The sequence below is a fragment of the Allocatenococcus thiocycli genome (genome assembly GCF_921292965.1).
Lineage (GTDB): Bacteria > Pseudomonadota > Gammaproteobacteria > Enterobacterales > Vibrionaceae > Vibrio > Vibrio natriegens.
In genome coordinates this window covers 1-23,542 of record NZ_CAKLCK010000023.1, presented here as the reverse complement: position 1 = coordinate 23,542, position 23,542 = coordinate 1, and the positions used below count along the sequence as shown (strand labels likewise).

The 23,542-nt window shown below is 44.3% G+C and carries 17 protein-coding genes and 1 tRNA gene; 7 read left to right on the top strand and 11 right to left on the bottom strand.

All coding sequences use genetic code 11. The features are described from left to right. The first annotated feature begins 338 nt into the window (after positions 1-338). The gene (locus L9Q40_RS07910) at positions 339-1,322 is read left to right on the top strand and encodes a porin (protein WP_498792986.1); all 984 of its coding nucleotides are present in this window, start codon (positions 339-341) and stop codon (positions 1,320-1,322) included. Positions 1,323-1,481: 159 nt separating this feature from the next. Here L9Q40_RS07910 and L9Q40_RS07905 read toward each other — a convergent pair whose 3' ends face one another. Together L9Q40_RS07905 and emrD are read right to left on the bottom strand one after the other, a co-directional pair. Then, positions 1,482-3,647, bottom strand: coding sequence for a S9 family peptidase (locus L9Q40_RS07905; RefSeq protein ID WP_498792985.1), 2,166 nt, complete (start codon positions 3,645-3,647; stop codon positions 1,482-1,484). Between the two features lie 231 nt (positions 3,648-3,878). Further along, the gene (gene emrD, locus L9Q40_RS07900; protein WP_498792984.1) at positions 3,879-5,063 is read right to left on the bottom strand and encodes a multidrug efflux MFS transporter EmrD; all 1,185 of its coding nucleotides are present in this window, start codon (positions 5,061-5,063) and stop codon (positions 3,879-3,881) included. A 97-nt stretch (positions 5,064-5,160) separates the two neighbouring features. On the opposite strand from emrD, the gene L9Q40_RS07895 reads away from it, so the two are divergent. Next, on the top strand, positions 5,161-6,399 hold the full coding sequence (locus tag L9Q40_RS07895) for an ISL3 family transposase (protein WP_498791601.1): 1,239 nt from the start codon (positions 5,161-5,163) through the stop codon (positions 6,397-6,399). 282 nt (positions 6,400-6,681) lie between these two features. On the opposite strand, the gene speB is transcribed toward L9Q40_RS07895, so the two are convergent. Both speB and speA read right to left on the bottom strand, forming a co-directional pair. Then, a complete protein-coding gene (speB, locus tag L9Q40_RS07890; RefSeq protein WP_014233532.1) occupies positions 6,682-7,608 on the bottom strand; it encodes an agmatinase in 927 nt (308 codons plus the stop codon). A gap of 1 nt (position 7,609) precedes the next feature. Then, a complete protein-coding gene (gene speA, locus L9Q40_RS07885; RefSeq protein WP_498793037.1) occupies positions 7,610-9,520 on the bottom strand; it encodes an arginine decarboxylase in 1,911 nt (636 codons plus the stop codon). Positions 9,521-10,070: 550 nt separating this feature from the next. Here speA and L9Q40_RS07880 point away from each other — a divergent pair. Further along, on the top strand, positions 10,071-10,802 hold the full coding sequence (locus L9Q40_RS07880) for an MBL fold metallo-hydrolase (protein ID WP_498793036.1): 732 nt from the start codon (positions 10,071-10,073) through the stop codon (positions 10,800-10,802). A gap of 40 nt (positions 10,803-10,842) precedes the next feature. Here L9Q40_RS07880 and L9Q40_RS07875 read toward each other — a convergent pair whose 3' ends face one another. The 3 genes from L9Q40_RS07875 to L9Q40_RS07865 all read right to left on the bottom strand — a co-directional run bounded on the left by L9Q40_RS07875 (position 10,843) and on the right by L9Q40_RS07865 (position 14,082). Then, a complete protein-coding gene (locus L9Q40_RS07875; protein ID WP_014233535.1) occupies positions 10,843-11,271 on the bottom strand; it encodes an ATP-dependent zinc protease family protein in 429 nt (142 codons plus the stop codon). 66 nt (positions 11,272-11,337) lie between these two features. Next, positions 11,338-12,243 (bottom strand): 30S ribosomal protein S6--L-glutamate ligase, encoded by a 906-nt coding sequence (gene rimK, locus L9Q40_RS07870; RefSeq protein WP_014233536.1) that lies wholly within the window; start codon positions 12,241-12,243, stop codon positions 11,338-11,340. Positions 12,244-13,743: 1,500 nt separating this feature from the next. Then, positions 13,744-14,082: a 50S ribosome-binding protein YggL gene (locus L9Q40_RS07865; RefSeq protein WP_498792983.1), complete on the bottom strand. Its 339-nt coding sequence runs from the start codon at positions 14,080-14,082 to the stop codon at positions 13,744-13,746. A 300-nt stretch (positions 14,083-14,382) separates the two neighbouring features. Here L9Q40_RS07865 and L9Q40_RS07860 point away from each other — a divergent pair, with 300 nt between their 5' ends. Continuing rightward, positions 14,383-16,419, top strand: a complete 2,037-nt coding sequence (locus tag L9Q40_RS07860; protein ID WP_014233540.1) for a PhoX family protein — start codon at positions 14,383-14,385, stop codon at positions 16,417-16,419. A gap of 71 nt (positions 16,420-16,490) precedes the next feature. On the opposite strand, the gene L9Q40_RS07855 is transcribed toward L9Q40_RS07860, so the two are convergent. Further along, positions 16,491-17,711 carry a GGDEF domain-containing protein gene (locus L9Q40_RS07855; RefSeq protein WP_498792982.1) on the bottom strand — a complete coding sequence of 407 codons (1,221 nt, stop codon included), beginning with the start codon at positions 17,709-17,711 and terminating at the stop codon, positions 16,491-16,493. Between the two features lie 105 nt (positions 17,712-17,816). Then, positions 17,817-19,127 (bottom strand): branched-chain amino acid transport system II carrier protein, encoded by a 1,311-nt coding sequence (brnQ, locus tag L9Q40_RS07850; protein ID WP_498792981.1) that lies wholly within the window; start codon positions 19,125-19,127, stop codon positions 17,817-17,819. Positions 19,128-19,182: 55 nt separating this feature from the next. On the opposite strand from brnQ, the gene L9Q40_RS07845 reads away from it, so the two are divergent. Together L9Q40_RS07845 and lhgO are read left to right on the top strand one after the other, a co-directional pair. After that, positions 19,183-19,329: a hypothetical protein gene (locus tag L9Q40_RS07845; protein ID WP_155521828.1), complete on the top strand. Its 147-nt coding sequence runs from the start codon at positions 19,183-19,185 to the stop codon at positions 19,327-19,329. 507 nt (positions 19,330-19,836) lie between these two features. Continuing rightward, positions 19,837-21,081 carry an L-2-hydroxyglutarate dehydrogenase gene (gene lhgO / locus L9Q40_RS07840; RefSeq protein ID WP_329354621.1) on the top strand — a complete coding sequence of 415 codons (1,245 nt, stop codon included), beginning with the start codon at positions 19,837-19,839 and terminating at the stop codon, positions 21,079-21,081. Between the two features lie 26 nt (positions 21,082-21,107). Here lhgO and L9Q40_RS07835 read toward each other — a convergent pair whose 3' ends face one another. Together L9Q40_RS07835 and L9Q40_RS07830 are read right to left on the bottom strand one after the other, a co-directional pair. Then, a complete protein-coding gene (locus L9Q40_RS07835) occupies positions 21,108-21,719 on the bottom strand; it encodes a DUF2913 family protein (RefSeq protein WP_065297932.1) in 612 nt (203 codons plus the stop codon). Positions 21,720-21,752: 33 nt separating this feature from the next. Continuing rightward, a tRNA-Leu gene (locus L9Q40_RS07830) sits at positions 21,753-21,836 on the bottom strand. A gap of 561 nt (positions 21,837-22,397) precedes the next feature. On the opposite strand from L9Q40_RS07830, the gene L9Q40_RS07825 reads away from it, so the two are divergent. After that, positions 22,398-23,542, top strand: a 1,145-nt coding sequence (locus L9Q40_RS07825; protein ID WP_498792980.1) for a NupC/NupG family nucleoside CNT transporter, incomplete at its 3' end; no start/stop codon positions are given.

Genomic DNA, 23,542 nt, shown 5'->3' with positions numbered 1-23,542 from the left:
AAGATCATTAATCTAAATTCACGGATTTTTCACTTAACAACACAGCATGCTGCAAAGTTATCAGCCAATATTTTTCTATTGATAGAATTAAAATTAATAGATATCGGTACATTGAGAGAAGTAGCACGCAAAAAGCACAAATTTTATGCATAAACGTGAAAAGTTCACTATTTTTATGTGACATTGTTCATATATTAATCAATGAGTGAATTGGTTGCATAATAAGTTGTTTGTTTTATTTAAATTTCATTACTACCTTGTTATCTGTTCGTTGCAAATGATGCAGGGTTATTCTGTTTTTGAACGAATCGGCACAAACAACTATATGGATGTTAACAATGAAAATGAAAGCTCTAGCCGTAGCAGTGGCGGCACTAGCATGTGGTACACAGGCATTCGCAGCAGAAATTTACAACAGCGATGGCACATCTTTATCGATCGGCGGTCACGTATCTGTGGGCGTGGGTGAGTACAACGACGAAGACGTTAAAGTTCACCAAGTATCTCCTCGTATCAACGTGGCTGGCAAAAAAGACATCGGCAATGGTGTGACTGTTGATGCTAAAGGTGAGTGGGCACTTAACTACCTAAACGGTGGCGATCAGTCTTTTTCAACTCGTCTTGGCTACATTGGCGCAACGCATGAGCAACTTGGTCGTCTGGTTGTAGGTACGCAGTGGACTCCATACTACGATGTAGGTGGCGTTGCTGATTTGCCAATCGCGTTTGCGAACGACTTCCTATATTCAAACTACTACGAGCTTGGTTCTGCTCGTGGTGAAAAAATGGTTAGCTACCGTAAAGGTTTCCAATTCGGTGAAGGCTTTGCGTTCAATCTAGGTCTAGGTTGGCAAGGTCAAAACGGTGATTACGATGACCGTGGCCAAGTTTCTATCAGCACTGAGTTAGCAGGCTTCGGTCTTGGCTACGCATACAGCGGTGGTGATGTTGAATTTGGTGGTCAAACTGGTAAAGAAAACGCAAGTTCACATATTTTGTCAGCTTACTACGGCTCTTACGGTTCAGGCCTTTATGCGGCAGTTGTATACGGTATGAACGAATACTTCTTTGAAGGTCTAGAAGACACTACTCAGCTAGAAGCACTTTTAGCGTACGGTGTTAACGATTGGACTTTCAGCGTGAACTACGAAGGCGTGGAAGACGATGATCTAGACACTCTTTACAGCCAAATGGCGCTCCAAGCAGAGTACGCTGTTACTCCTTCATTCTACACATTCGCAGGTTACCAAATTGATCTAGGTAACGACATTGATGAAGATGAGAACGACTTCTGGACTATCGGTGCTCGTTACTACTTCTAATCAATAGGACAGTATCTACTGCCTAAGCACAGTTATTGTGTTAACGCCTACTTCTTGTTTTGTAAATAAGCTTAAGGGAGTAGGCATTTTTTGTTTCGGCCGATTATTGTGTTGACGTTGATCGTAACAATGCCCGCAAGTGCGGGCATTGTTTTTCTGTTACTTTGTTTCTAGCAGGTCTAGGAAGAAAGCATATTCCAGTGCATCTTCTTTTAGGCGCTTAAATCGACCGGAAGCGCCACCATGTCCTGCCTCCATATCGGTCTTAAACACCAGCACGTTGTTATCAGTCTTCATTTCGCGCAACTTAGCTATCCACTTCATTGGCTCAAAGTACTGAACCTGAGAGTCATGCAAACCCGTGGTGACGAGCATGTTTGGGTAATCCTGCGCTTTAATATTGTCATAAGGCGAATAACTCAACATGTAGTCGTAATAGGTTTTGTTGTTCGGGTTACCCCACTCATCGTATTCATTCGTGGTTAATGGAATCGATTCATCCAACATCGTCGTCACAACATCGACAAAAGGTACATGCGCACCAATGCCGCGGTATAACTCAGGCGCTTGGTTAATAACAGCGCCCATTAACAGGCCTCCTGCCGAACCTCCCACCGCGAACACTTTATCTTTTGCACCATAGTTCTTCTCGACTAAGCCTTTCGTTACATCGACAAAATCGTTAAAGGTGTTTTGCTTTGTCAGCTTTTTACCATCTTCATACCAAGGGCGGCCGAGCATTTCAGAGCCGCGAATATGGGCAATGGCGAACACGAAACCACGATCCAGCAAACTTAAACGTGTTGAGCTGAAGGTTGGCTCTATTGTCGCGCCATAAGAACCGTAACCGTATTGATAAATAGGATTGGTACCGTCTTTGTTAAAGCGATCTTTGCGATAAACCAGCGAAACAGGCACTGACTTTCCATCACGAGCTTTGATCATGATTCGTTCAGACTGGTAATTATCTGCGTTAAAGTCACCCAGGACTGGGGTTTGTTTCATGACCTCAGATTCACCCGTTTTCAGATCGAAATCATAGTAAGTACCCGGCGTGGTTAAGCTACTGTAGTAAATGCGTACTTTATTGTTATCTAACTCGTAGTTTCCAGTTAGGTACGCCGCAAATGCGCTATCGTGAAATTGGAGGGGGAATTCGTTACCGCTGGATAGTTCACGCACAGTGACCGTTGATAAGCCATTTGCGCGTTGCTCATAAACCAGATGATCATCGAACAACTCAAAATCGACCAGCTGAGTATCATCGTCTGCCGGAATAACATCTTGCCAATGAGAACGGTCGTGCATGTTGTCTTTGTGCACTTTCATCAAACGGAAGTTAATTGCCTCATAGTTAGTGTAGATGTAGTACCAGTCGCCAAGTTTTGCGATGCTGTATTCGATACCAGTTTCGCGAGGAAAAAATGGCTCCGCTTGCGCATTTGGGTTGTTGGCATCAAGGACCGAAACACCACTGGTTTCTGTACTGGAGTGCCAAATGTAGACCTCTTCTCCATCTTTGCTCTTGCTAATGTAGGTGTAGTACTCACTATCTGTTTCTTCGTAAATCAGCTTGTCTGTACTTTGCGGGGTTCCCAGTACATGGCGAAAGACTTGGTAGCCTAACAGTGTTTGTGGGTCCTTTTTTATGTAATAGAACGCTTGGTTATCGTTTTGCCAGGCAATGGCACTAGAAGCGCCTTCGATTTCGTCTTCAAGGTATTTACCCGTCTCCAGATTCTTGATTTTGATGGTGTAAATACGGCGACTTAACGTGTCTTCGCCATAGGCCAAAAGCGTTTCATCAGGGCTGACATGTAATCCGCTAACATTAAAGAATTCATGACCTTTGGCCAGTTCGTTGACATCTAAAATCACCGATTTATCGGTGCCGGAAAAGTCTTTGGCGCGCAGATGAACTTCGTATTCGTTGTCTCCAGAAACTTCACTGGAATAAAAGTAACTGCCCTTACGAACCGGAACGGAGTTGTCGTCTTTGGCTATTCTGCCTTTGATTTCTTCAAACAGTGTTTGCTGAAGCGTTTCGGTATGCTTTAAAACAGTTTCGGTATATTTATTCTCTGCTTCAAGATGCTGCAATACCTCCGAATCTTTGCGCTCGTCGTCTCGCATCCAGTAGTAGTTATCGATACGGGTGTCGCCATGAATCGTCATGGTATGCGGCACTTTCTTTGCGACAGGCGCTTGTGTTTGCTGGGCAATGAGCTGTGACTGAGAATAATGGTTCATAGTTGAAGTTCCTTGATTACTGCATCCGGCCAAAATTGCGACTGATACGGCCAACGTCGTAAGAGTAAAACGCATCTGTTTATCCTTGTATTTTATACCCAAGTCATCGTTTTTAATGGAATCTAATTGTATATGGCTTGAGCGTGCTTTCAGGTTTGTTACCGATGTTTTTGATCTTCCAGTGATCGATATGAAACTTCATTGTGTAAGCAGTTGTTATACAAAGCAAACAGTCTTTTGGAATGTGAGTACAAAAAAGGGACATACTACATAGTATGTCCCTAAGAAAATGCATATTGAGTTTGGTTATATAACCTGTGGTACTTGGTTGGAATGATCCGGCGTGCGGTTAACCCAGCGTAGCCCGAGCATTGCGATAACTGACATCGCCATCATCAAAATACCCAGAGGCATTTGGTTCTGAGCGGGGAATAGTGACGCAAGTAAGGTTGCGATACCCGCGCCCAAGTTTTGCATACCGCCCAACGTCGCACCCGCAGTACCTGCATGGTATGGGAATGGAGAAATCGCCCCAGTTGTTGCTGCCGGAAAGAGTATGCCTGCACCCAAAAAGTAAATAGTAGCGCCGCCAATCAAGGTTAACGCGGTCGTTAAGCCAAACAGGCCTGGGATCAACACGACGGCTGAACCGATAAAAATGGCAACCAGACCAACATTCAGGGCTCGGCGCATTGAACGGCGCTGAGCGATGTAGCTCGATAAGCCTGAACCGATCAGATATCCCGGAATCGGAATAATAAACAGCAAGCTGACGGTTGTTGCTGGTAATCCTAACACGCCGCCTAGTAGCACACCTGCTGCTGCTTCAATGACGCCCACACCCGCGAAGGTTGCTACCAGGCAGATCAAAAAACCTTGAAAGCGTTTATCGGATAAAACGTATTGATAACTCTTAGCTACTGGCTCATGTTTGCGCTTTTCGGCAGGGAGTGTCTCCATCATGCTTGTCATCATGGTAATGACCACAGCAATACCAAATAGCGCCAGAAATAGGTAGCTAGAACGCCAGCTGAACGCTTCTGTTAAATAGCCACCCAATAATGGCGCCATTAAAGGTGAGAAGAGGATACACATGCTGATCAAGCTGTTCACGCGGTGTAATTCTGCACCTTCAAAACAGTCACGAGTTAAGATACGTGCCATCGCGCCACCACAGCCAATTCCCAAGCCCTGGATAAAGCTACCGACTAGGAACCATTCAAACTGGTGGGTAAATAGCGCGACTAACGTCCCCACGATGTAAATGAGCAAGCCAGCAATAATAATTGGTTTACGTCCAAGACGATCGGACAACGGACCATACACAAACTGTGACAAACCATATGGGATCAAGTAACAGGCCATAACGGCTTGAAGTGAAGACGCAGAAACCAAAAATTCACTCGCCATATGACCGATTGAAGGCACGTACATCGTTTGGGTCATCTGACCTACGGCAGTCAATATTGCGATTAAAAACGTAAGTTTCACGGCTCTTCTCCGCTTTCATGAGTCAAACAACATCAATGAACCTATCATAATCACATGATTTATAATGCTTATTTTTATTATAAGTTTGTAGTGTATTTTGTCGTCTTTGTATTCCTCGTTGTTTTGCTTTAAAGGTCAGTGTGTCGAATCTTGTTCAATAGAAGAAGTGTCCCAATCAGTTTTCGTTCGTTGCCGTCGAGACCGAAGATATAAGGTCAAAGATCCAATCACAGGTGCAACCTGCACCGTAGACCACTATGTCAAAAGACGACTTCAGGATCTGCCTGTTAGCGGACGGCCATGCACGATAGAAGTTGAACTGGCTAAAACCAGAGATAAAGACGGAAGACGGCTAATTGAAGATACTGACTATGTCTCTAAAGGAGGTCGCTATACCGCTCGCTTTTGCAAGTTTATCAGTGGATTATGCCGCCACATGAGCATACATGCCGTGTCTCAGCATTTAGGTATTCGGTGGGAAACAGTCAAAAACATCGATAGAGAATACTTGCGTTCAAGCCTGCCAGCTTTAGAACCCGAGAAACTAAAGAACTTACTCCACATTGGCGTTGATGAAGTAGCTAGAGCTAAACGACACGATTATATGACCGTCGTTTACGACCTTGTTTCTGGTCATTTAATTTGGGTAGAACATGGACGAAAAGCAGAAGTCCTTATCTCATTTTTCGAGCAACTATCAGAGGAAACAAAGGCTGGAATTAAAGCGGTATCAATGGATATGGGGCAAGCTTACCAATCAGCGGTAAGAAAAATGTTACCTCATGCAGACATCGTTTTTGACCGATTCCATGTGATGCAAAACTACTGCATTTTAATCAGAAAAGAGAGAGCGAAAGCTTTTAGGATTGGCTCGCACGATGAGAAAAGGATGCTTAAAGGCACACTCTTCCTCCTACTGAAAAATGCACAGAAATTGGATGACAAGCAGTCTGACAGACTCGACGATTTACTTGAGAGTAACAAGACGTTGTGCGTGATTTATATGCTAAAAGAGCAGCTACAAGCGATATGGGATGAGCCTTGTTACGAGACCATGACAGCCGCTCTTGAAGCTTGGTGCCGTCTAGCAAAGTCAACTCGGATAATGTCACTAAGCAGCTTTGCAGACTCAATATTAGAAAGAAAAGTAGGTATCTGTAACTACGCAAAATACAAGCTGACCAACGCTCGGGTTGAGGCTGGCAATGTATCTATAGGGTTACTCAGACGAAGAGCCAGAGGAGTAAGAGATACAGATTATTTTAAGTTGAAGATCAGACAAACATCGGTTCCTGATACCCACTCAACTTTTTACCCAAATATCAAGCTCACCTAAGCGGAGAAGAACCGTTTCACTAATGGAAACGAAGCCGGCATTTACGTGTATCTCCAATAAATTTAAGGTGTAAGAAGCCTTAGCTCTCCATAAAGAGTGCTAATGTAATTTGTTATATTAGGGGATGATTCGTGCGAGATATTAGTGCTTGAATCTGTGCTTGGCAATCTAAACTTTTGTCGTCAAGCAAGATTAAAATCTATGATTTGGATTAGAAAAAATAATCCGAAAGTTTGCTGTGCGAAAACACAAAAAAGGGAGCGAATGCTCCCTTTGAAAAATTTATGCTTGTTCTCGACCTGATGCGTAAGCGTACAGCAGTTCTAGAGCAATGGTCGCGCCTGCTAATGCGGTGACATCACTTTGGTCATAAGGTGGTGATACTTCTACCACGTCCATGCCTACGATATTCATGCCAGCCAAACCACGAATGATTTTAAGCACCTTGTCAGTATTTAAACCGCCGCAAACCGGCGTTCCCGTTCCCGGAGCAAATGCTGGATCTAAGCAGTCTATATCAAAGGTAACGTATACTGGCTTATCAGCAACGGTACGACGAATCTCGTCTAGAATCTCATTCACAGACATGTCATTGGCTTGCATCGCATTAATAACGTTGAAGCCGTGATCTTGCTGTTTGTATTCAGTACGAATACCAATTTGTACTGAGTTCTTCGCAGAAATTAGCCCTTCTTTCGGTGCATGGTAGAACATCGTACCGTGGTCGTATGAGCTGCCGTTCGCGTATGTGTCTGTATGAGCATCGAAATGAACTAGCGCCATTTCGCCATAATGTTTCGCATAAGCACGCAGAATCGGAAGGGTGATGAAATGATCCCCCCCCAGTGCAAGCATTGTTTTCTCGCTTTTTAAGATCTCGCTTGTCGCCGCTTCCAAACGGTAAGTGAAGTCTTCTGCGTCACCGCAATCGAAGACCAAGTCTCCGGAATCAATGACGGTTAACTTATCAAATACGTTGAAATCCCAAGGGAATTTTTTACCTTCCCAGGCTAAATTCACCGAAGCGCGACGGATAGCATCCGGACCCATGCGAGCCCCTGAACGACCAGATGTTGCCATGTCGAGAGGAACGCCGAGTACCACAACGTCTGCCTCTGCAGTCACCGGATTTTTAATGTACGGAAGACGCAGAAACGACATTGAGTTGGAGTAAAGCGAATAATCAGTTTTAGTAAACAAATCATTCATATCAGAAATCCTCTAAATAGGTGTATCCCACCAAACCTTGTTCCAGTTCAGCAAGGATTTGTGTTTGTTCACCGGCTTCAACTCGTTCTGAAACCAGTTGTTTGTAATTATCTCGAATCGCTTCAACGTCGATATGAACATAACGCATCATGTCTTCAACGCTATCACCTTCGTTGATGTAGCTAATTTCAAACTCACCGTTCTCTTCTACATTAACAACCACACTGTGGGTGTCGCCAAATAAGTTGTGCATATCACCCAGAATTTCCTGGTATGCGCCAACTAGGAAGAAGCCCAGCAGGTATGGCTTATCTTTGGTCCACGCTGGAACTGGTAACGTACTTTCTATACCTTGACCATCAACATAAAGATCAATCGCACCATCAGAGTCACAAGTGATGTCCAACATAACCGCTCGACGTTCTTCGGCGTCGCCTAAGCCAGAAAGCGGCAATACAGGGAATACCTGATCGATACCCCATGCGTCTGGTAGAGACTGAAAGAGCGAGAAGTTAACAAAGAACTTGTCTGCGAGACGTTCGCTCAACTCATCCAGAATTGGACGGTGGAAGCGGTTCTTCGTGCTCATCTTACGACTCAATTCGAAGTAAATGCGTAGCGACAGCTGTTCTGCCCAGGCGCGTTGCTCTAGGTTAATCACGCCAGTTGCAAAATTAGAATGTGCTTCTGCCAAGTCACTTTGCGTGTCGTTGTAAATCTCAATCAGTGCCCGAGCGTCAGTGCCGTTTTGCAAGTTTTCCCAATTACGCCACATGTTTTGCAGCAACAAAGGGGCATCATCGGCTGGAGCAAACACGTCTTCAGGTTGGTAAGCTTCTGTGCCAATTACATTGGATACCAACACGGCATGATGCGCCGTCAAAGAGCGACCGGACTCAGAAATAATCACCGGCATCGGCTGCTCATATTGCTGACATACATCGCCAACCGTGTTGACGATATTTCGTGCGTATTCAGCAAGACCATAGTTCATCGAGTTGGATGATTGGCTACGTGTTCCGTCGTAATCCACAGCTAAGCCGCCACCCACATCGAAGTAATCGATGCCGGCACCCATTGCACGCAGCTCGCAGTAAAAACGTGCAGACTCATTCACACCGTTGCGTACATCACGAATGTTCGCCATTTGTGACCCGAGATGGAAATGCACCAATTGCAAAGCATCGAGGTTACCGCTGCTTTTCAGGCGGTTAATCACACTCAGCACCTGTGACGCAGACAGACCAAACTTGGACTTTTCGCCACCACTTGATTGCCACTTACCGGCTCCCTGAGAAGCAAGGCGAATACGCAGACCCAAGCGAGGCTGTACGCCCAAGCTTTCTGCTTCTTGAAGTACCAGATCAAGCTCTGATAGCTTCTCTAAGACGATAAACACTTTATGTCCGAGCTTTTCGCCAATCAGCGCAAGGCGCACGTATTCACGATCTTTATAGCCATTACAGACAATCACGGAGCTAGCTTGTTGAGCCAGGGCCAGTACGGCTAATAGTTCCGGTTTACTGCCAGCTTCGAGGCCGAGTTGTTTTGTCTCGAGCTCTGCTTGGCTGGCGAGTATTTCATCAACCACTTCACGTTGCTGGTTTACCTTAATTGGGTATACCAACAAGTATTTATTCGGATACTGATAATCTTCAATCGCTTGGTTGAAAGCATCACAAAGACCATGCACACGTTGATGCACGATCTGTGGGAAGCGAACGAGAACAGGCAAGTTCAGCTGCTTCGCTTCTAGCTCTTTTACAATGGCACTGAAAGGGATTTGATGTGCACGGTCACTTCGAGGAGAGACGTATACCTCGCCTTGGTTATCGATACCGTAGAAGCCTTGGCTCCAGTAGTGAACGTTGTAGTCCGCGCGAATGCGGTCTAATTTCGTTGCTTTTTCCAACTCAATTCTCACAAAAATGTACTTAACCCTTTAATTTATTAGAAGGAAAAGTACCAAAAAGCAATTCATGAGGCATTAATACCAATCACAATGAGTAAGTGATCAGAAATAGCGCAGGAAAAATGCATGATAACAAGGCACAATTTTTTGATAAGTAGTTACTCTACAGACAAAAATTGTAACGCAGTTATCGAACATTTTAACCAGCTAGAATGACCAGTTATTTGCTACGATTGGTATCACCTCATACCCTGACACGAACTCCGTGTGCGCGCATTAACGGACAAAATTTGTTTAGAGTCTAATGATTAAAATCTATCTTATCGATTAGGCTTTGTTGTCGAAGATTGGTGTAAATATTTATACCCAGGTTTACTTCTTTAGGGGGGATTCAGAGTGTTGTTACTGGTGTCAAATTAACTTGGGCAACATATATTTAACAATTTAATGTTTCTACTGTTATAGTTGGTCTGACCAGCAAGGATGCGGTCTTAAAACAGTATAAGGATAGATTTTGCAGCTACATAGAATTCAGGGGTACATACAGACCATGTACCTGGCCGAGTACGCCGATAAACTCATGTTGCTTGATGGTGCAAGCCGAGCTGATATCCCTCATCTTAAAGATTTTATTGAGTATCAACTTAAGCGACCATTTACCGATCTCAAGCTGGTGGTCGTAACCCACATGCACCCGGATCATGCGGGCGCTGCGCATAAACTTAGAGCTCTGACAGGCTGCAAAGTGTTGGCGGCCAAACGTGACGTTCAGTGGTATAGCGGTATTGATGGCTGGTTGATGCATTTGACGGATTTGGCGTTGGCTAGGTGGATGGCAAATCGAATGCGCAAACCCAAGCGTAACCTGTGGTATTCAAGGAAACTGAATCCAGATATTGAGCTGGTGGACGGTGAAACTATTCCTGGTTTTGAAGATTGGCAGGTATTGGAAACGCTGGGGCATACCGACAGAGATTTATCGGTCTATCATTCAGAACAGAGCGTGTTGTACGTAGCGGATCTGATAGTAAAAGTGAAAAAGCACTTGATTGCACCATTTCCTATTTTTCACCCCAATCAATATCGTCTTTCCGTTAAACGGGTTTTTGAATTGCAACCAAGCTGTTTGTTGCTTGCGCATGGAGGGGAAGTGGTCTTGGATGAAAAAGCCTATCGGCATATTCTGGATACAGCGCCGACCAAGCCGCATACCCATTGGCGGGCGACGAAAATAAAAGCGAAAGGGTTGTTGAGTGTGTTGCTTTGGAGAAACAAGAGATAAGTGACATTTTGTAAAAGGGTCACTCATCTATACGATAGCGTTATGGCGCTAACAAGTGTGACTGGCTTGGATCAACTAACACTTTATCTGCCATTGCCTGACGGCCTAGCAGCATCATGTACGTCATGTTTTCGCGGTTAGTCAACGTAATGTCTATTGGCCACTGTTGATCGTTCATGCGTAGCATTGTGGTGATCACACAGCGGTGCTCGAACGTCCCGTTTGAGGATTTCACTTTACGGTTCGCTTTTAATGGCGCTGTACAACGAACGACCTGTTCTAAGTGATAAACATCCGGGTGAAGATCGAACTCTACGTACGAACGGCCGTTTTTCTCAAAGCACTCGATATTATCGACGTGAAGAGAAGAAGTTTGCGCCCCAGTATCAATACGAGCTTCAAGATGGGGAATTCCTAACTCTGGTAAGCAGATTGCTTCGGCATTCCCAATGACAATTTTCTGATTCATAGTGTCATCCTAGCGACGGGTCGCATAAAGAGGCGAAGTCACCTCTTTATACTGTTTGGATAGTGATCAACCTTTACCGCGAGTACGGTTTGAATTTGGTTTTGCGTTTTTTTCGATAAAGTCGAAAATCATCCCTGCAATGTCTTTATTTGTTGCTAACTCGATGCCTTCAAGACCTGGCGAGGAGTTCACTTCCATCACTACAGGACCATTTTTCGATTGCAGGATGTCTACGCCACATAGGTTTAAGCCCATTACTCTTGCTGCATTAACCGCCGTTGCACGTTCTTCTTTACTCAATCTGACAAGTTGAGCAGAACCTCCGCGGTGAAGGTTCGAGCGGAACTCACCTTCTTTTGCCTGACGCTTCATTGCTGCAATCACCTTGTTGCCCACAACGAAACAGCGAATGTCAGCGCCTTTAGCTTCTTCGATGAACTCTTGAACCATGATGTTCGCTTTTAAGCCCATAAAGGCTTCAATCACACTTTCTGCTGCTTTATTGGTTTCAGCAAGAACAACACCAATACCTTGAGTACCTTCAAGTAGTTTAATGACCAGAGGAGCACCGCCAACGTTTTTGATCACGTCCTGAATGTTGTCAGGGTGGTGAGCAAAACCAGTACGTGGTAAGCCGATGCCTTTGCGAGATAAAAGCTGCAAAGAACGTAGCTTGTCACGTGAACGGCTGATCGCTACCGATTCATTGACACAAAATGTACCCATCATTTCGAATTGGCGAACCACAGCTGTGCCGTAGAAAGTGATTGAAGCGCCGATACGTGGAATAACCGCGTCGTATTGTGGCAATTCTTCACCCATATAACGAATCTTAGGGTTGTTACTCGTAATGTCCATGTAGCAGTGCAGAGTGTCGATAACATCAATTTGATGTCCACGCTCTTCGCCTGCTTGCTTTAGGCGCATGGTTGAATATAAATTCTCATTACGAGAGAGAATAGCAATACGCATGGCTGTTCCTTTGTAAGTCAGTACCAGGTTAAAAATATAAGTATAGAGTATAGAGTGCAGCAGGCTGATGATATTGATATGACATAACCTACATACTTCAACGAGTTAGAATGGTGGTTGGACAACCACGTCGTTGAGGGTGTGCACATTAGATTTTTTCGCTGGCAGATGAAAACGAAAAAAACTCGTCGTGACGACAAATATTTTTTATCGAACCGGAGCGAATTACGATGGGTAATCTCTAGCAAAGAGCAACGATGATGGGTGGTAAAAATGATAAAACCCCGCCTGGTTTCCCAGACGGGGCTTATTCTTTTTCGCAGCAATCCGGCTACTAAATAGGTGCTCCCTGCATCTATCCTTGATAATGGCTAAGTCCTTTAACCGAGTTCCCTGTTCATCGCCTTCCTAGCGGTGTCCATTCTAGCCTGTCATCCTGACGGGCGAACTCTATCCTAGAGCTTAACTACATCCTTGCTGACAACTCATCCTAAGCTATCAAATCTTCATCCTGAAGATACCTAATCCTTTAGGCTTTTTCCTGTTCCTGCCAACATCCTGTCGACACATTCAGTATTCATGGTTTGTGGTTTTGACTCAATCCTCTATTTGCAATTATTTTTGAAATCGATTGCATGAATTAAATTATTTTTATTTATAAACAATCATTTAATGTTATTTTCTGGCTTTAATCTTAGTGTGCTTTAATCCATTTGCTTACACGCTGTGTAAGAGATCTCGCACAAGTTGTTGGGCTAATGTCGTAAGTATGAGGATTTTGGATGAGCTGCTCGATTTGCTCTCGATCACAAACCGGTCTATTTATCCTGGGAGATCAATATTCTCTGCTGAGCAAAGTTTTCATTGTTCTAAGAGAAGTAATAAGTGAGTTCGATGGAAGACTTTGTTGTATCGCAGGTTTTTATCTCTGAGTGCTAGACTTTTGCGTTAAGAGTGTGGTAATTGATTATATTCCACCTCGGAAATTCTTATTAAGATTTGGTGACAGTAAAAAGAAGGAACTTGATTGCCATTTTTCTGTCATATCAGGTGAGTAGGTTGACCGTGTAAGGAAGATAATATTTGGTTCGCTCAAATATTATCGATAGTAAAAAGACCATTATTGTCATTATGTTGTGAATTTGGTCACGGTTAATTGGTTGATTCCTATATAGATTTAATGGAATTGCAAACCTTAGACAATAAGCTCAACGTGAGCGTTACTTATATAAATAAGGGAGATTACTATGAAAAAGATGAGAAGAGCTCAGTTACATCGTGTTCGTATTCAGTATTGGAAAGATACGAAAGATGAGACAGCTAAAAAATCATAGTTAACTACTTTTGACGTCAATGGGCTGGCAGTGGAATACAATATTCCCAGTAATTGCCAGCTCTAAAATACCCTCCTAGCGTTACTTTCCTTCAGACAAAAAATAAAAAAGCCGATCCGAAGATCAGCCTTTGTATAATTTCCTAGCTCAGTTTCCCTGTCTGGAATTACAAGTAGTTGGCATCTACCAATTCGCCAGCTTTTGCAGTTTTTACTTCAGGGCGTGCTTCCATCCAAGCCAGAACTTGTGCTTTTTGCTCTTCAGTTGCATTGCCGTAGCGCTCAGTTGAGCACAGGAAGCCTTCAAACAGTTCCAGACCACCACCGCCAAAGCACAGACCCAAACCGTCAATGTAGTCAACAAAGTCATCAACGAATACATCGTAGCGGTCGAAGTCATTGATGTCTGTTTCACAGCTGATTTCGAACCCTAGGATTGCGAATTCGCCTAAGAACAGTTTTTTACGGATACGACGGCTTTTGTTATCGATTTTTTCTAATTTCATAACTATCTCTCGTAGATGATCTTATTACGCACACGTTATACCTTCTATAGAACCATATCCCAAGTAAAATTCTATTAATACGACATGTTTGGTTGTTCTTTGTGCAAGCGATGTCTCGTATTCTTCCGTATTGATAGAGTGTTTAACCGCGCTAGAGTCGATTTGGTGAAGAAATAATTCAGCAACATAACCTTCATTTATCTTAATTATTATTGTCACAATGTTTCTCCAAACTTCCCCTCGTTCAACTACTTATAAAATCTAATTTAAAATTAAATCAAATATCGGGAAAGTGAGATCATGAGTAAGGAAACGTTCAACGCAACGCGCTTTAACCACAGCAACAACAAACCTTTTGAAGAAGTATTAGAAGCGAGTCTATCTCGTCGTAGCATTTTGAAAGGCGGCTTGGGCATCAGTGCGATGACTGCGTTTGGTGCTTTTGGCTTGGCTGGGTGTAATTCATCTAGCTCAGGTACTTCGACAAGTGCTGCGTCTGGAGTATCAAAAGCAGTACTCAACTTTGAATCGATTCCTGGTTCGTTAACGGACGCAGTTTCTATTCCATCAGGTTACACCGCACAGGTATTGGTTCCGTGGGGGACACCTCTAAATGCTCAGGGTAACGCATGGAAAAATGACGGTTCAAACACCAGTTCTGACCAGCTTAACGCATTAGGCATGCATCACGACGGTATGCATTTCTTCCCATTGAATGACAGCACGACTGATGGCTTGCTATGTATCAACCATGAATACATTGATACAACAGCGCTGCATCCGAATGGTCCAACGGTTGAGAACAATGTTCGCACCATCGTTGACGAAGTTCGTAAAGAAATCAATGCTCACGGCGTATCTGTGGTTCGTATCCAACTTGAAGACAACATGTGGAAACTGGTTGATGCTGATCCACTTAACCGCCGTTACACGGGTGCGACAGTGATGGATCTATCTGGTCCAGTTGCGCACACTGAATTGACGGTAACACGCTTTTCTCCAGACGGCAGCCAAGCTCGCGGTACGCTGAATAACTGTGGTAACGGCTACACACCTTGGGGAACTTACCTAACTTGTGAAGAGAACTGGCCTGGCTATTTCGTTAACGCGGGTACTCGTACAGAAGAGCAAGATCGTATTGGCATCGAGTCAGGAAGCACTCGCTACTTATGGGAAACTCTAGCTGGTAACGCTGAGGAGCGATTGGATGAGTTCACTCGTTTTAACTTAGCACCGACAGGCGCAAGCTCAAGTGACGATTACCGCAACGAAGCTAATGGCCATGGCTATATTGTTGAAATTGACCCATACACGCAAAACTCTCGTGCGAAAAAACGTACTGCACTAGGTCGTTTCCGTCACGAAGGCTGTGCATTCGGTAAGCTGGAAGAAGGTAAGCCGGTTGTATTCTACTCAGGTCACGACTCTCGCTTTGAATACCTGTACAAATTTGAATCAGCTGCTGCCTGGGACCCTGCTGATGCAAACCCAGCGAATCGCCTGTCAACAGGTGATAAGTACATGGACGAAGGCACGCTTTATGTTGCGCGATTCAATGAAGACAGTACAGGTACGTGGTTGCCATTGACGCTAGATAGCATCACAACCTCTGGTGGCACACTGGCGGATAATTTTGACTCTTTAGCAGAAATCATTCTCAACACTGCAGGCGCTGCTGACTTAGTGGGTGCAACGCCGATGGACCGTCCTGAGTGGTGTACAGTTGACCCATTCACTGGCACGGTTTATCTGACACTGACTAACAATACTCGTCGTACAGAAGATACCAATGCGGCAAACCCACGCTTAAACAATAAATTTGGTCACGTGATTCGCTGGGATGAAGGCGATTCTGCTACCGAGTTTAGCTGGGATATCTTTGTGTTTGGTTCACCAGCAAATGTTGATGCTGACACTAACCGCTCAAGCCTAACGGAGTTAAACCAGTTCGCAAGCCCGGATGGTTTGTCTTTCGATGGCCGTGGCATCCTTTGGATTCAAACGGATAACGGTGCAGACGAAGTGACCTCTTACACCAACGACCAAATGTTGGCAGTCGTACCATCGAAACTGACTGATGAAAATGGCGACCAAGCGACGATTGGTGCGGATAACCAAGCCGAACTGAAACGTTTCTTTGTTGGTCCAAACGGTTGTGAAGTGACTGGCTTTACCATTAGCCCGGATTACAAATCATTGTTTGTAAATATCCAGCACCCGGGTAACTGGCCATACAGTGATGATGCTGCAGAAGAAACACCTGCTGGTACAACGGTTCGTCCTCGTGCATCGACAGTTGTGATTCGCCGTGAAGACGGTGGTGAAATCGCAGTATAACTGCCGCCAGTAAACGGTTTTAAAAAGCCCTGCTTGTGCAGGGCTTTTTGTTTTGTAATCAATGCAGAAATCTACTTAGAAAGAGAAAGTGTGCTGGTGAGCGTGTGCATAGGAGCCTCTGGGAGGTCATGATATTGACCAAAAAGCGTAACTTGATTACGGCCAGAATGCTTAGAGTGGTATAGCGCGACATCAGCTTGAGTCAGTGCCCTGTCCATCGTACTGCTTTGTACGAGTTCACTGACCCCAAAACTCATCGTAATTTTGAACTCAAATGACTGAAGGGATGATTCATTTTCTATCGCCGTTCTAATCTGCTCTGAAAAATTTTTTGCTTGATCCAATTTGTCTAAAATAATCATCAAGAACTCATCACCGCCCACACGAACGACACATGCGGATTCAGGCAGTTGTTTTTTAAGTACGTTGGCTATCTTTTCCATCACCTGATCGCCAGCAGTATGTCCAAATTGGTCGTTAATTGCTTTAAATCGATCAATATCGGCCATCACGACACTAACAGGAAGGTTATGTTTACTCGCGTCTTTGAGCAGGCACGGAACGATATCTTCCAATGCTCTGCGATTATAAAGACCGGTTAACGCATCGCGTAGAGATAAGTCATTAATCGATGCAACAAGGCGAGCATTAATTAACCACAAAATGTTAAAACTTAAAGCAACGATCAGACAGATACTAAATAAGAAAGTAAGTTGATGGATAACGCCTGCATTCATAAAGCTAGCCATCTCTGGTGCGAATATACTCCAAAGGGCTCTTGCTCCCATAAAAGCGCTATAACAAAAGAAAGAATAGGCCATGGTTTTTACAGGAAGGTTTAGATCATTTTCTTTACCTTTGAGCATCGCAATGCCACTGCATAATGTCACCAAACACAGATAAACACTCAGGTAGATAACGCGACTTTTGACCGAAGGTTCGTAAAAAGTGAAGTAATAAAATGAGGCGCTAATCAAGGGGATAAAACACGCCATAATGTGGGCGAGTTTAAGTGGAAAAGAACGGAAAATGCTCACACTATAAAGCGTGAGTAAGAAGCCTATTAAAATAAGAGTATTGGCCACGATAATGGTGACCCAGTCGGGAGCGGAATCTCTGAGTCCAAGCAAAAATGGTCCGAGACCAATAAACAACAAAGAGACAGAAAAAGTGCTCAATCCTTTTATTTTATTCTGTGTGTATTGGTAACATAGGAGGCTAATAGAACAGATGCAAGAAAACAAAATAACAATAAAGTTAAGTGTTCTTACATCTAAATAGTGATTGTCCATAGGCGCTCCGTAATGAGTTATCACTCAGGTAACTCCTTTACCTGAGTTTAACAAATAAGCCCCTAATATATTAACTTAATTATATAGTTGTCTTATGTGTAACCGCTATTCTTTGACCAACGCCAGAGTCTCCCCTTTGTTTTCGTTTGGCTTAAACAACAGGCCGAGCCCAGCAATGACGACGCTCGGTACAATCCAACTGGCAAAATCATTGTAGAGAGGCAGGTGAGCGCTCATCCATTGATCAATGGATTCAGGCATATTACCCAGAATATGCATTGCATCGACACAACCAAATAGTAGTGCGGTGAACGCTGTGAACACCACCATTAGTTGGGACATTTTATTACGCAGTGGAGCCATCATCATTAAGGCAATCGCGACTGGATGCAGGGCAACCACTACAGGTAAGGTAATTGCCAGAAGTTGTTCTAGTCCAACATTGGCAATCAATCCTGCCAATACCATTGTTGTGATGACACTGCCTTTGTAGCTTACTTTATTAAAGGTCTTGTCATAGAACTCACTTCCCGCCGTGGTGACACCAATAGCCGTTGTCAAACAGGCTAATACCATGACTGCACCTAATAAAAGCGAGCCAAAAGCGCCAAAATGACTGAAAGTAAACGCTGTTAGAATCTCACCACCGTTACTGAATTCATTGCCCAGGTAAGTGCTCGTCGAGCCAATGTAAGCCAAAGAAATATACACAAACGCCATGGCAACGGCATACATAAGAGCGGCGATTAAAGTGTATTTTGCCGTTGCTTTTCGGCAGTTTATTCCCATGCTTCTAATTGCGCGGAAGATGATCCAACCAAAGCCAATTGATCCCAGTGCATCCATCGTCATGTATCCCTGAGTCAGGCCTTCTGCAAAAGCACCTCCTACGTATGGTCCCGTTGCGTGAGTGGACTCACCCGCAGGATAGACCAGAGCCGTCACTGACAAGACAATTAAGATTGCCATTAAAGAGGGTGTCAGAACTTTTCCGAGATTGTCTATCAACTTACCGGGATATAGGGCAAACAAAATGGTAACTACGCAGAACACGGCGGTGAAGGGGATTAATGCTGCATCACCAAGCATCGGCGCAAAGCTAAATTGATAAGCCACGGTAATAGCGCGTGGAATTACGAATGCCGGGCCAATGACGATGAAGACCATTACCCAAAAGCTGGTGGCTAATGGTTTGGGTAAAGCAGCGGTTAATTTATCTGAGCCATTAACAATCGCGACGATCACCAATGCCATTGCAGGTAATCCCACTCCGGTCAAAAGAAAGCCTGCCATACCGCTGAGAAAGTTTTCGCCAGCCTGATACCCCAAGAATGGAGGGAAGATAAGATTACCCGCGCCTAAATACATGGCGAAAGTCATAAAGCCTAAAGCAGCGATATTGCGTGCGCTTAACATTGTTATTCCTCTTGTGTTTCGCTTGAAAGAAACTGAAAGGAATGGGGAGTGTGTAGTGACCCGTCAGCTTCTTATCAAGCTGACAGAAAGTGTGGTATTGCCTGTCAGCCCTGAATCAGTTTCAGAGAGAGCAGGAGGATCGCAGCAGCAACACCTGAAGGGCGTTTTAATGCAAATGTTGATTGCATGGTCGCTGACATGAGAGATCCTTATATAGTGAAAAATGCCAAGGGACACGTTTGCCTTGGCTTATCGCTACACTAACGAACATTACGACCTTGGCACAACCCTGCAGAGGAAAATAAGTGGATACGGTTAAGGTTTGTTTTTAGGTTGGGATTATAAACTGGTTTTTTAGAATTAAACTGGAATATATAACTGCTAGGTTTTGGCTTGGCATTTTAGGTTATGGCTTTCTGCTCTTCATTTGGATTTTTTCGCTACAACAAATTGTTCAAAAGGTAAGCAGATTACCATTGCCCGAATCTGTGCTTTACGATGAAGACATTTTTTCAGCACAATTTTAATGAAAGTGTAGTTTGGGGTGTATTTTTCATAGTGACCCTGGAGAGCCGTGATAATTTCTTATGTCGGATAAACCAATGTTGTTTCGTGTGGCAGGCTACGCGGTATTCTCTGTCAATTTTGTTTACAGTGGCGGTAATTTAAGTTGCAGCAGTCTTAACTCTGGGTTTTTATTTGAGGTCGTATGAAATCAGTTTATGACTACATTGTCGTCGGCGGTGGTATCGTTGGCGTGTCTACCGCTTGGCAATTACAGCAGCGTCATCCTGATCGTTCCATTTTGCTGGTGGAGAAAGAGTCTGGTTTCGCAATGCATCAGACCGGACATAATAGTGGCGTGATTCACGCTGGTGTTTACTATGCTCCGGGCAGCCTGAAAGCCGAATTTTGTAAACGAGGCGTTGAGGCTACCATCGCATTCTGTACCGAGCACGGCATTCCGGTTGAGAACTGTGGCAAGCTTTTAGTGGCGACCAGTGAGCAGGAAGTTGAGCGAATGAATGCGCTCTATGAACGTTGCCACATCAATGGCATAGAAGTTGAGCTACTTGATCAAGCGCAGTTAAAGCTGGCGGAGCCAAACATCACTGGGTTAGGCGCGATTTATGTCAAAGACACAAGTATTGTTGACTATCGATTAGTGACGAAACACATGGCGAAAGCTTTCCAAAAGCTCGGTGGGCAAGTTAGCTTGCGTACTCAAGTGGTTGCGATTGAAGAAAAAGATCAAGAGGTACAGCTTACTTGTGTTTCTGACGGCCAGTCGATGCAACTGAACTGCAAGATGTTGATGACTTGCAGCGGGCTGATGGCTGATCGCATGACTAAAATGATGAAAATTAAGACCGATTTTCAAATCATCCCGTATCGTGGTGAATATTATCGTCTGGACAGCAAACACAATCATGTTGTGAATCATCTTATCTACCCCATTCCCGATCCTGACTTACCGTTCTTAGGTGTTCATCTGACTCGCATGATAGATGGCTCTGTTACTGTGGGACCGAATGCGGTTCAAGGCTGGAAGCGGGAAGGATACGCTAAATTGAACTTCAGTTTTCGAGATACATGGAGAATGCTGCGCTTTGCCGGCTTTTGGAAAGTGACGCGAAAACATCTGAAAACGGGTTTAGAAGAGTTGAAAAACTCTTGGTGGAAGTCTGGCTACTTACAGCTGGTCAACAAATACTGCCCCATTATCCAAGTTGAAGATCTTAAACCTCACCCAGCAGGTATTCGGGCTCAGGCTGTGTTATCCGATGGCACATTAGTGCATGACTTCCTGTTTGCAGAGACTGCTCGTAGCCTGCATGTGTGTAATGCGCCGTCACCAGCCGCAACGTCAGCAATACCTATCGGAGAATACATTTGCGATAAAATCGATGCGAAGATAAAAGCGAAAGTCGATATAGGCGAAGAGCGCTATTGATGAGATGTTTGTGAGAGGCTCTCGGGCTACGCAAGCTCGAGAGCAATACGTACGAACTGCTCATCTTGATATTGAACAGCGTAATTAAACGTGTTGTTGGCGTAAATACTACCAAGGAATAGTGAACGCTGACTCATAGGGCCACGGAAAAGCATCGAAATAGGTGCGATCAGGGCGTTATTGTCGTCGAAATGCTGATTTAAGTTCTCAGAGAGGACGCATAGCAGACAGCCATGTTGATCATGCGACAGATCGACATCCTCCGGACGAGAGAGCAATACAGTAGTGCCTAATTTCTTTTCGATTTCGTTAATAAGTAGCAGGTAGCTATCTAAATGCGGCTGCGGGTTACTTGGCTTGTCTGCTCCCACACAGCGTTCCAGCAATACTTCTAGATTGCCGTTTTCCCCTTTAGCTTGCTGAGTCAGCGACTTTAATGGCTTTTTAATCAGCTTGTAGCGATTGCTTTTCAGCTTTGGTTTAAGCCATTTTTGCAGCAGATCATTACGTTCTTTTAAAGCGATAGGGCGAGAAGATGCTTGAATTTTAAAGTGTAGATGCAGTAAAGCATGCACAGCAAGTTCGCTCAGAAGTTGGTTTGCATCTGCGGATGGTCTTGCCTGCTTAGAACTTTGCATTACTCTCAAACGAAATCAAAAGAAGAAGGATAATGGTGCCGAGAGAGGGACTCGAACCCTCACACCAAAGGCACTAGCACCTCATGCTAGCGTGTCTACCAATTTCACCATCTCGGCATCATGATGCTCTGTAGTTACAGAGGCTTCGGAAAGAAGCGATTCAAATTGTATAACCAAATTCCATCTCTTGGCGAGTGTAAAGTTAAGCATTTTTGGCCATTCTAGTTTGATTGCGCATTTATTGGCCGTTTTCCGCTTTTTTAGCCAAAGGAATTTTACTTATAGCCCTGATTTAGATATGGACATTAACGAAAAATGTCTGGATTGCATGAAATATGAACGCTTGAACGTTTGCTTTTATAAATGTGATGAATATCTCTTTTTATTGACTATACTGTCGTCCCGTTTAATCGGGATTTAGGGTTTCGTTGTTCAAGGCCCTTACCCATACAAGCCGTCACATGGAGCAGGCAGAGTAATCAACTCGCCAGCAGTGAATGACCCCACGGACCGGACCAGCTCCCTTTAATTGCTTGTATAAGGTAAAAATAAGATGTCGAACTATTCGCTCTGTCTATATTCACATTCGCTGAGTGTGCCATCACTTAATACGTTGAGTCATTCTTTCACCAAGCTCTTTGGTGCTTCTCTTTTCGTTCACGTAGTGTAGGCCGAGTCATGAGTATCCTATTTAGTTTATTTGGTATCGCTGCACTCATTGGTTGTGCTGTTCTTCTTTCCGAGAGTCGTTCATCTATTAACTGGAAAACGGTACGCCGTGCATTACTGTTACAAATGGGTTTTGCGGCGTTAGTGCTTTACTTCCCGATGGGGCAGGCGGCACTTGCGAGTTTGAGTAGCGGTGTTGCCGGTCTGTTGAGCTTTGCAGACGAGGGCATTAAGTTCCTGTTTGGTGACTTAGCTTCTACTGGCTTTATCTTCGCCATCCGTGTCCTGCCTATCATCATCTTCTTCAGTGCGCTTATCTCCGCCCTTTACTATTTGGGCATTATGCAAAAGGTTATTCAGTTTATTGGCGGTGCTATCCAAAAGTTTCTTGGTACTAGCAAAGCTGAGTCTTTGGTTGCAACGGGTAATATCTTTTTGTCTCAAGGTGAATCACCGCTTTTGATTCGTCCATTCTTATCCAGAATGACACGATCTGAGCTGTTTGCGGTTATGGCCGGTGGTATGGCATCTGTCGCGGGTAGCGTCTTAGGTGGTTACGCAGGATTAGGCGTCGAGCTGAAGTATCTGATCGCAGCGAGCTTCATGGCTGCACCAGGCAGTTTGATGATGGCTAAAATCATCGTACCTGAGCGCGAACAGCCTAGCGATTACAGCAATATAGAATTGGATAAAGCGGACGAAAGCAATGTCATTGATGCGCTAGCAAGTGGCGCAATGGGCGGTATGAAAGTTGCGGTTGCAGTAGGCACCATGCTGATTGCATTCGTCAGTGTCATTGCTATGGTGAATACCGGCCTTGAAAACTTAGGTAGCGCGTTTGGCTTCTCGGGCGTGACGTTGCAAGCTATTTTTGGCTATATGTTCTCGCCTTTGGCTTGGTTAATTGGCGTCCCAACTCATGAAATTCTTGCGGCTGGTTCGTATATTGGCCAAAAAGTTGTGATGAACGAGTTCGTTGCATTTATTGATTTTGTACAGCACAAAGAGGCGTTGTCTGAGCATACTCAAGTTATCATTACCTTCGCTTTGTGTGGCTTTGCAAATATTGGCTCGATAGCGATTCAGCTGGGTTCCATCGGAGTTATGGCTCCTGAACGTCGTAAAGATGTTGCGAATATGGGACTCAGAGCGGT

Bases quoted from the DNA above. Each gene is read 5' to 3' on its own strand.
- L9Q40_RS07835 (WP_065297932.1), bottom strand. From the start codon at position 21,719: ATGCAAAGTTCTAAGCAGGCAAGACCATCCGCAGATGCAAACCAACTT.
- rimK (WP_014233536.1), bottom strand. From the start codon at position 12,243: ATGCGTATTGCTATTCTCTCTCGTAATGAGAATTTATATTCAACCATG.
- L9Q40_RS07860 (WP_014233540.1), top strand. From the start codon at position 14,383: ATGAGTAAGGAAACGTTCAACGCAACGCGCTTTAACCACAGCAACAAC.
- speB (WP_014233532.1), bottom strand. From the start codon at position 7,608: ATGAATGATTTGTTTACTAAAACTGATTATTCGCTTTACTCCAACTCA.
- lhgO (WP_329354621.1), top strand. From the start codon at position 19,837: ATGAAATCAGTTTATGACTACATTGTCGTCGGCGGTGGTATCGTTGGC.
- L9Q40_RS07905 (WP_498792985.1), bottom strand. From the start codon at position 3,647: ATGCGTTTTACTCTTACGACGTTGGCCGTATCAGTCGCAATTTTGGCC.
- brnQ (WP_498792981.1), bottom strand. From the start codon at position 19,127: ATGTTAAGCGCACGCAATATCGCTGCTTTAGGCTTTATGACTTTCGCC.
- L9Q40_RS07880 (WP_498793036.1), top strand. From the start codon at position 10,071: ATGTACCTGGCCGAGTACGCCGATAAACTCATGTTGCTTGATGGTGCA.
- L9Q40_RS07865 (WP_498792983.1), bottom strand. From the start codon at position 14,082: ATGAAATTAGAAAAAATCGATAACAAAAGCCGTCGTATCCGTAAAAAA.
- L9Q40_RS07875 (WP_014233535.1), bottom strand. From the start codon at position 11,271: ATGAATCAGAAAATTGTCATTGGGAATGCCGAAGCAATCTGCTTACCA.
- L9Q40_RS07910 (WP_498792986.1), top strand. From the start codon at position 339: ATGAAAATGAAAGCTCTAGCCGTAGCAGTGGCGGCACTAGCATGTGGT.
- L9Q40_RS07855 (WP_498792982.1), bottom strand. From the start codon at position 17,711: ATGGACAATCACTATTTAGATGTAAGAACACTTAACTTTATTGTTATT.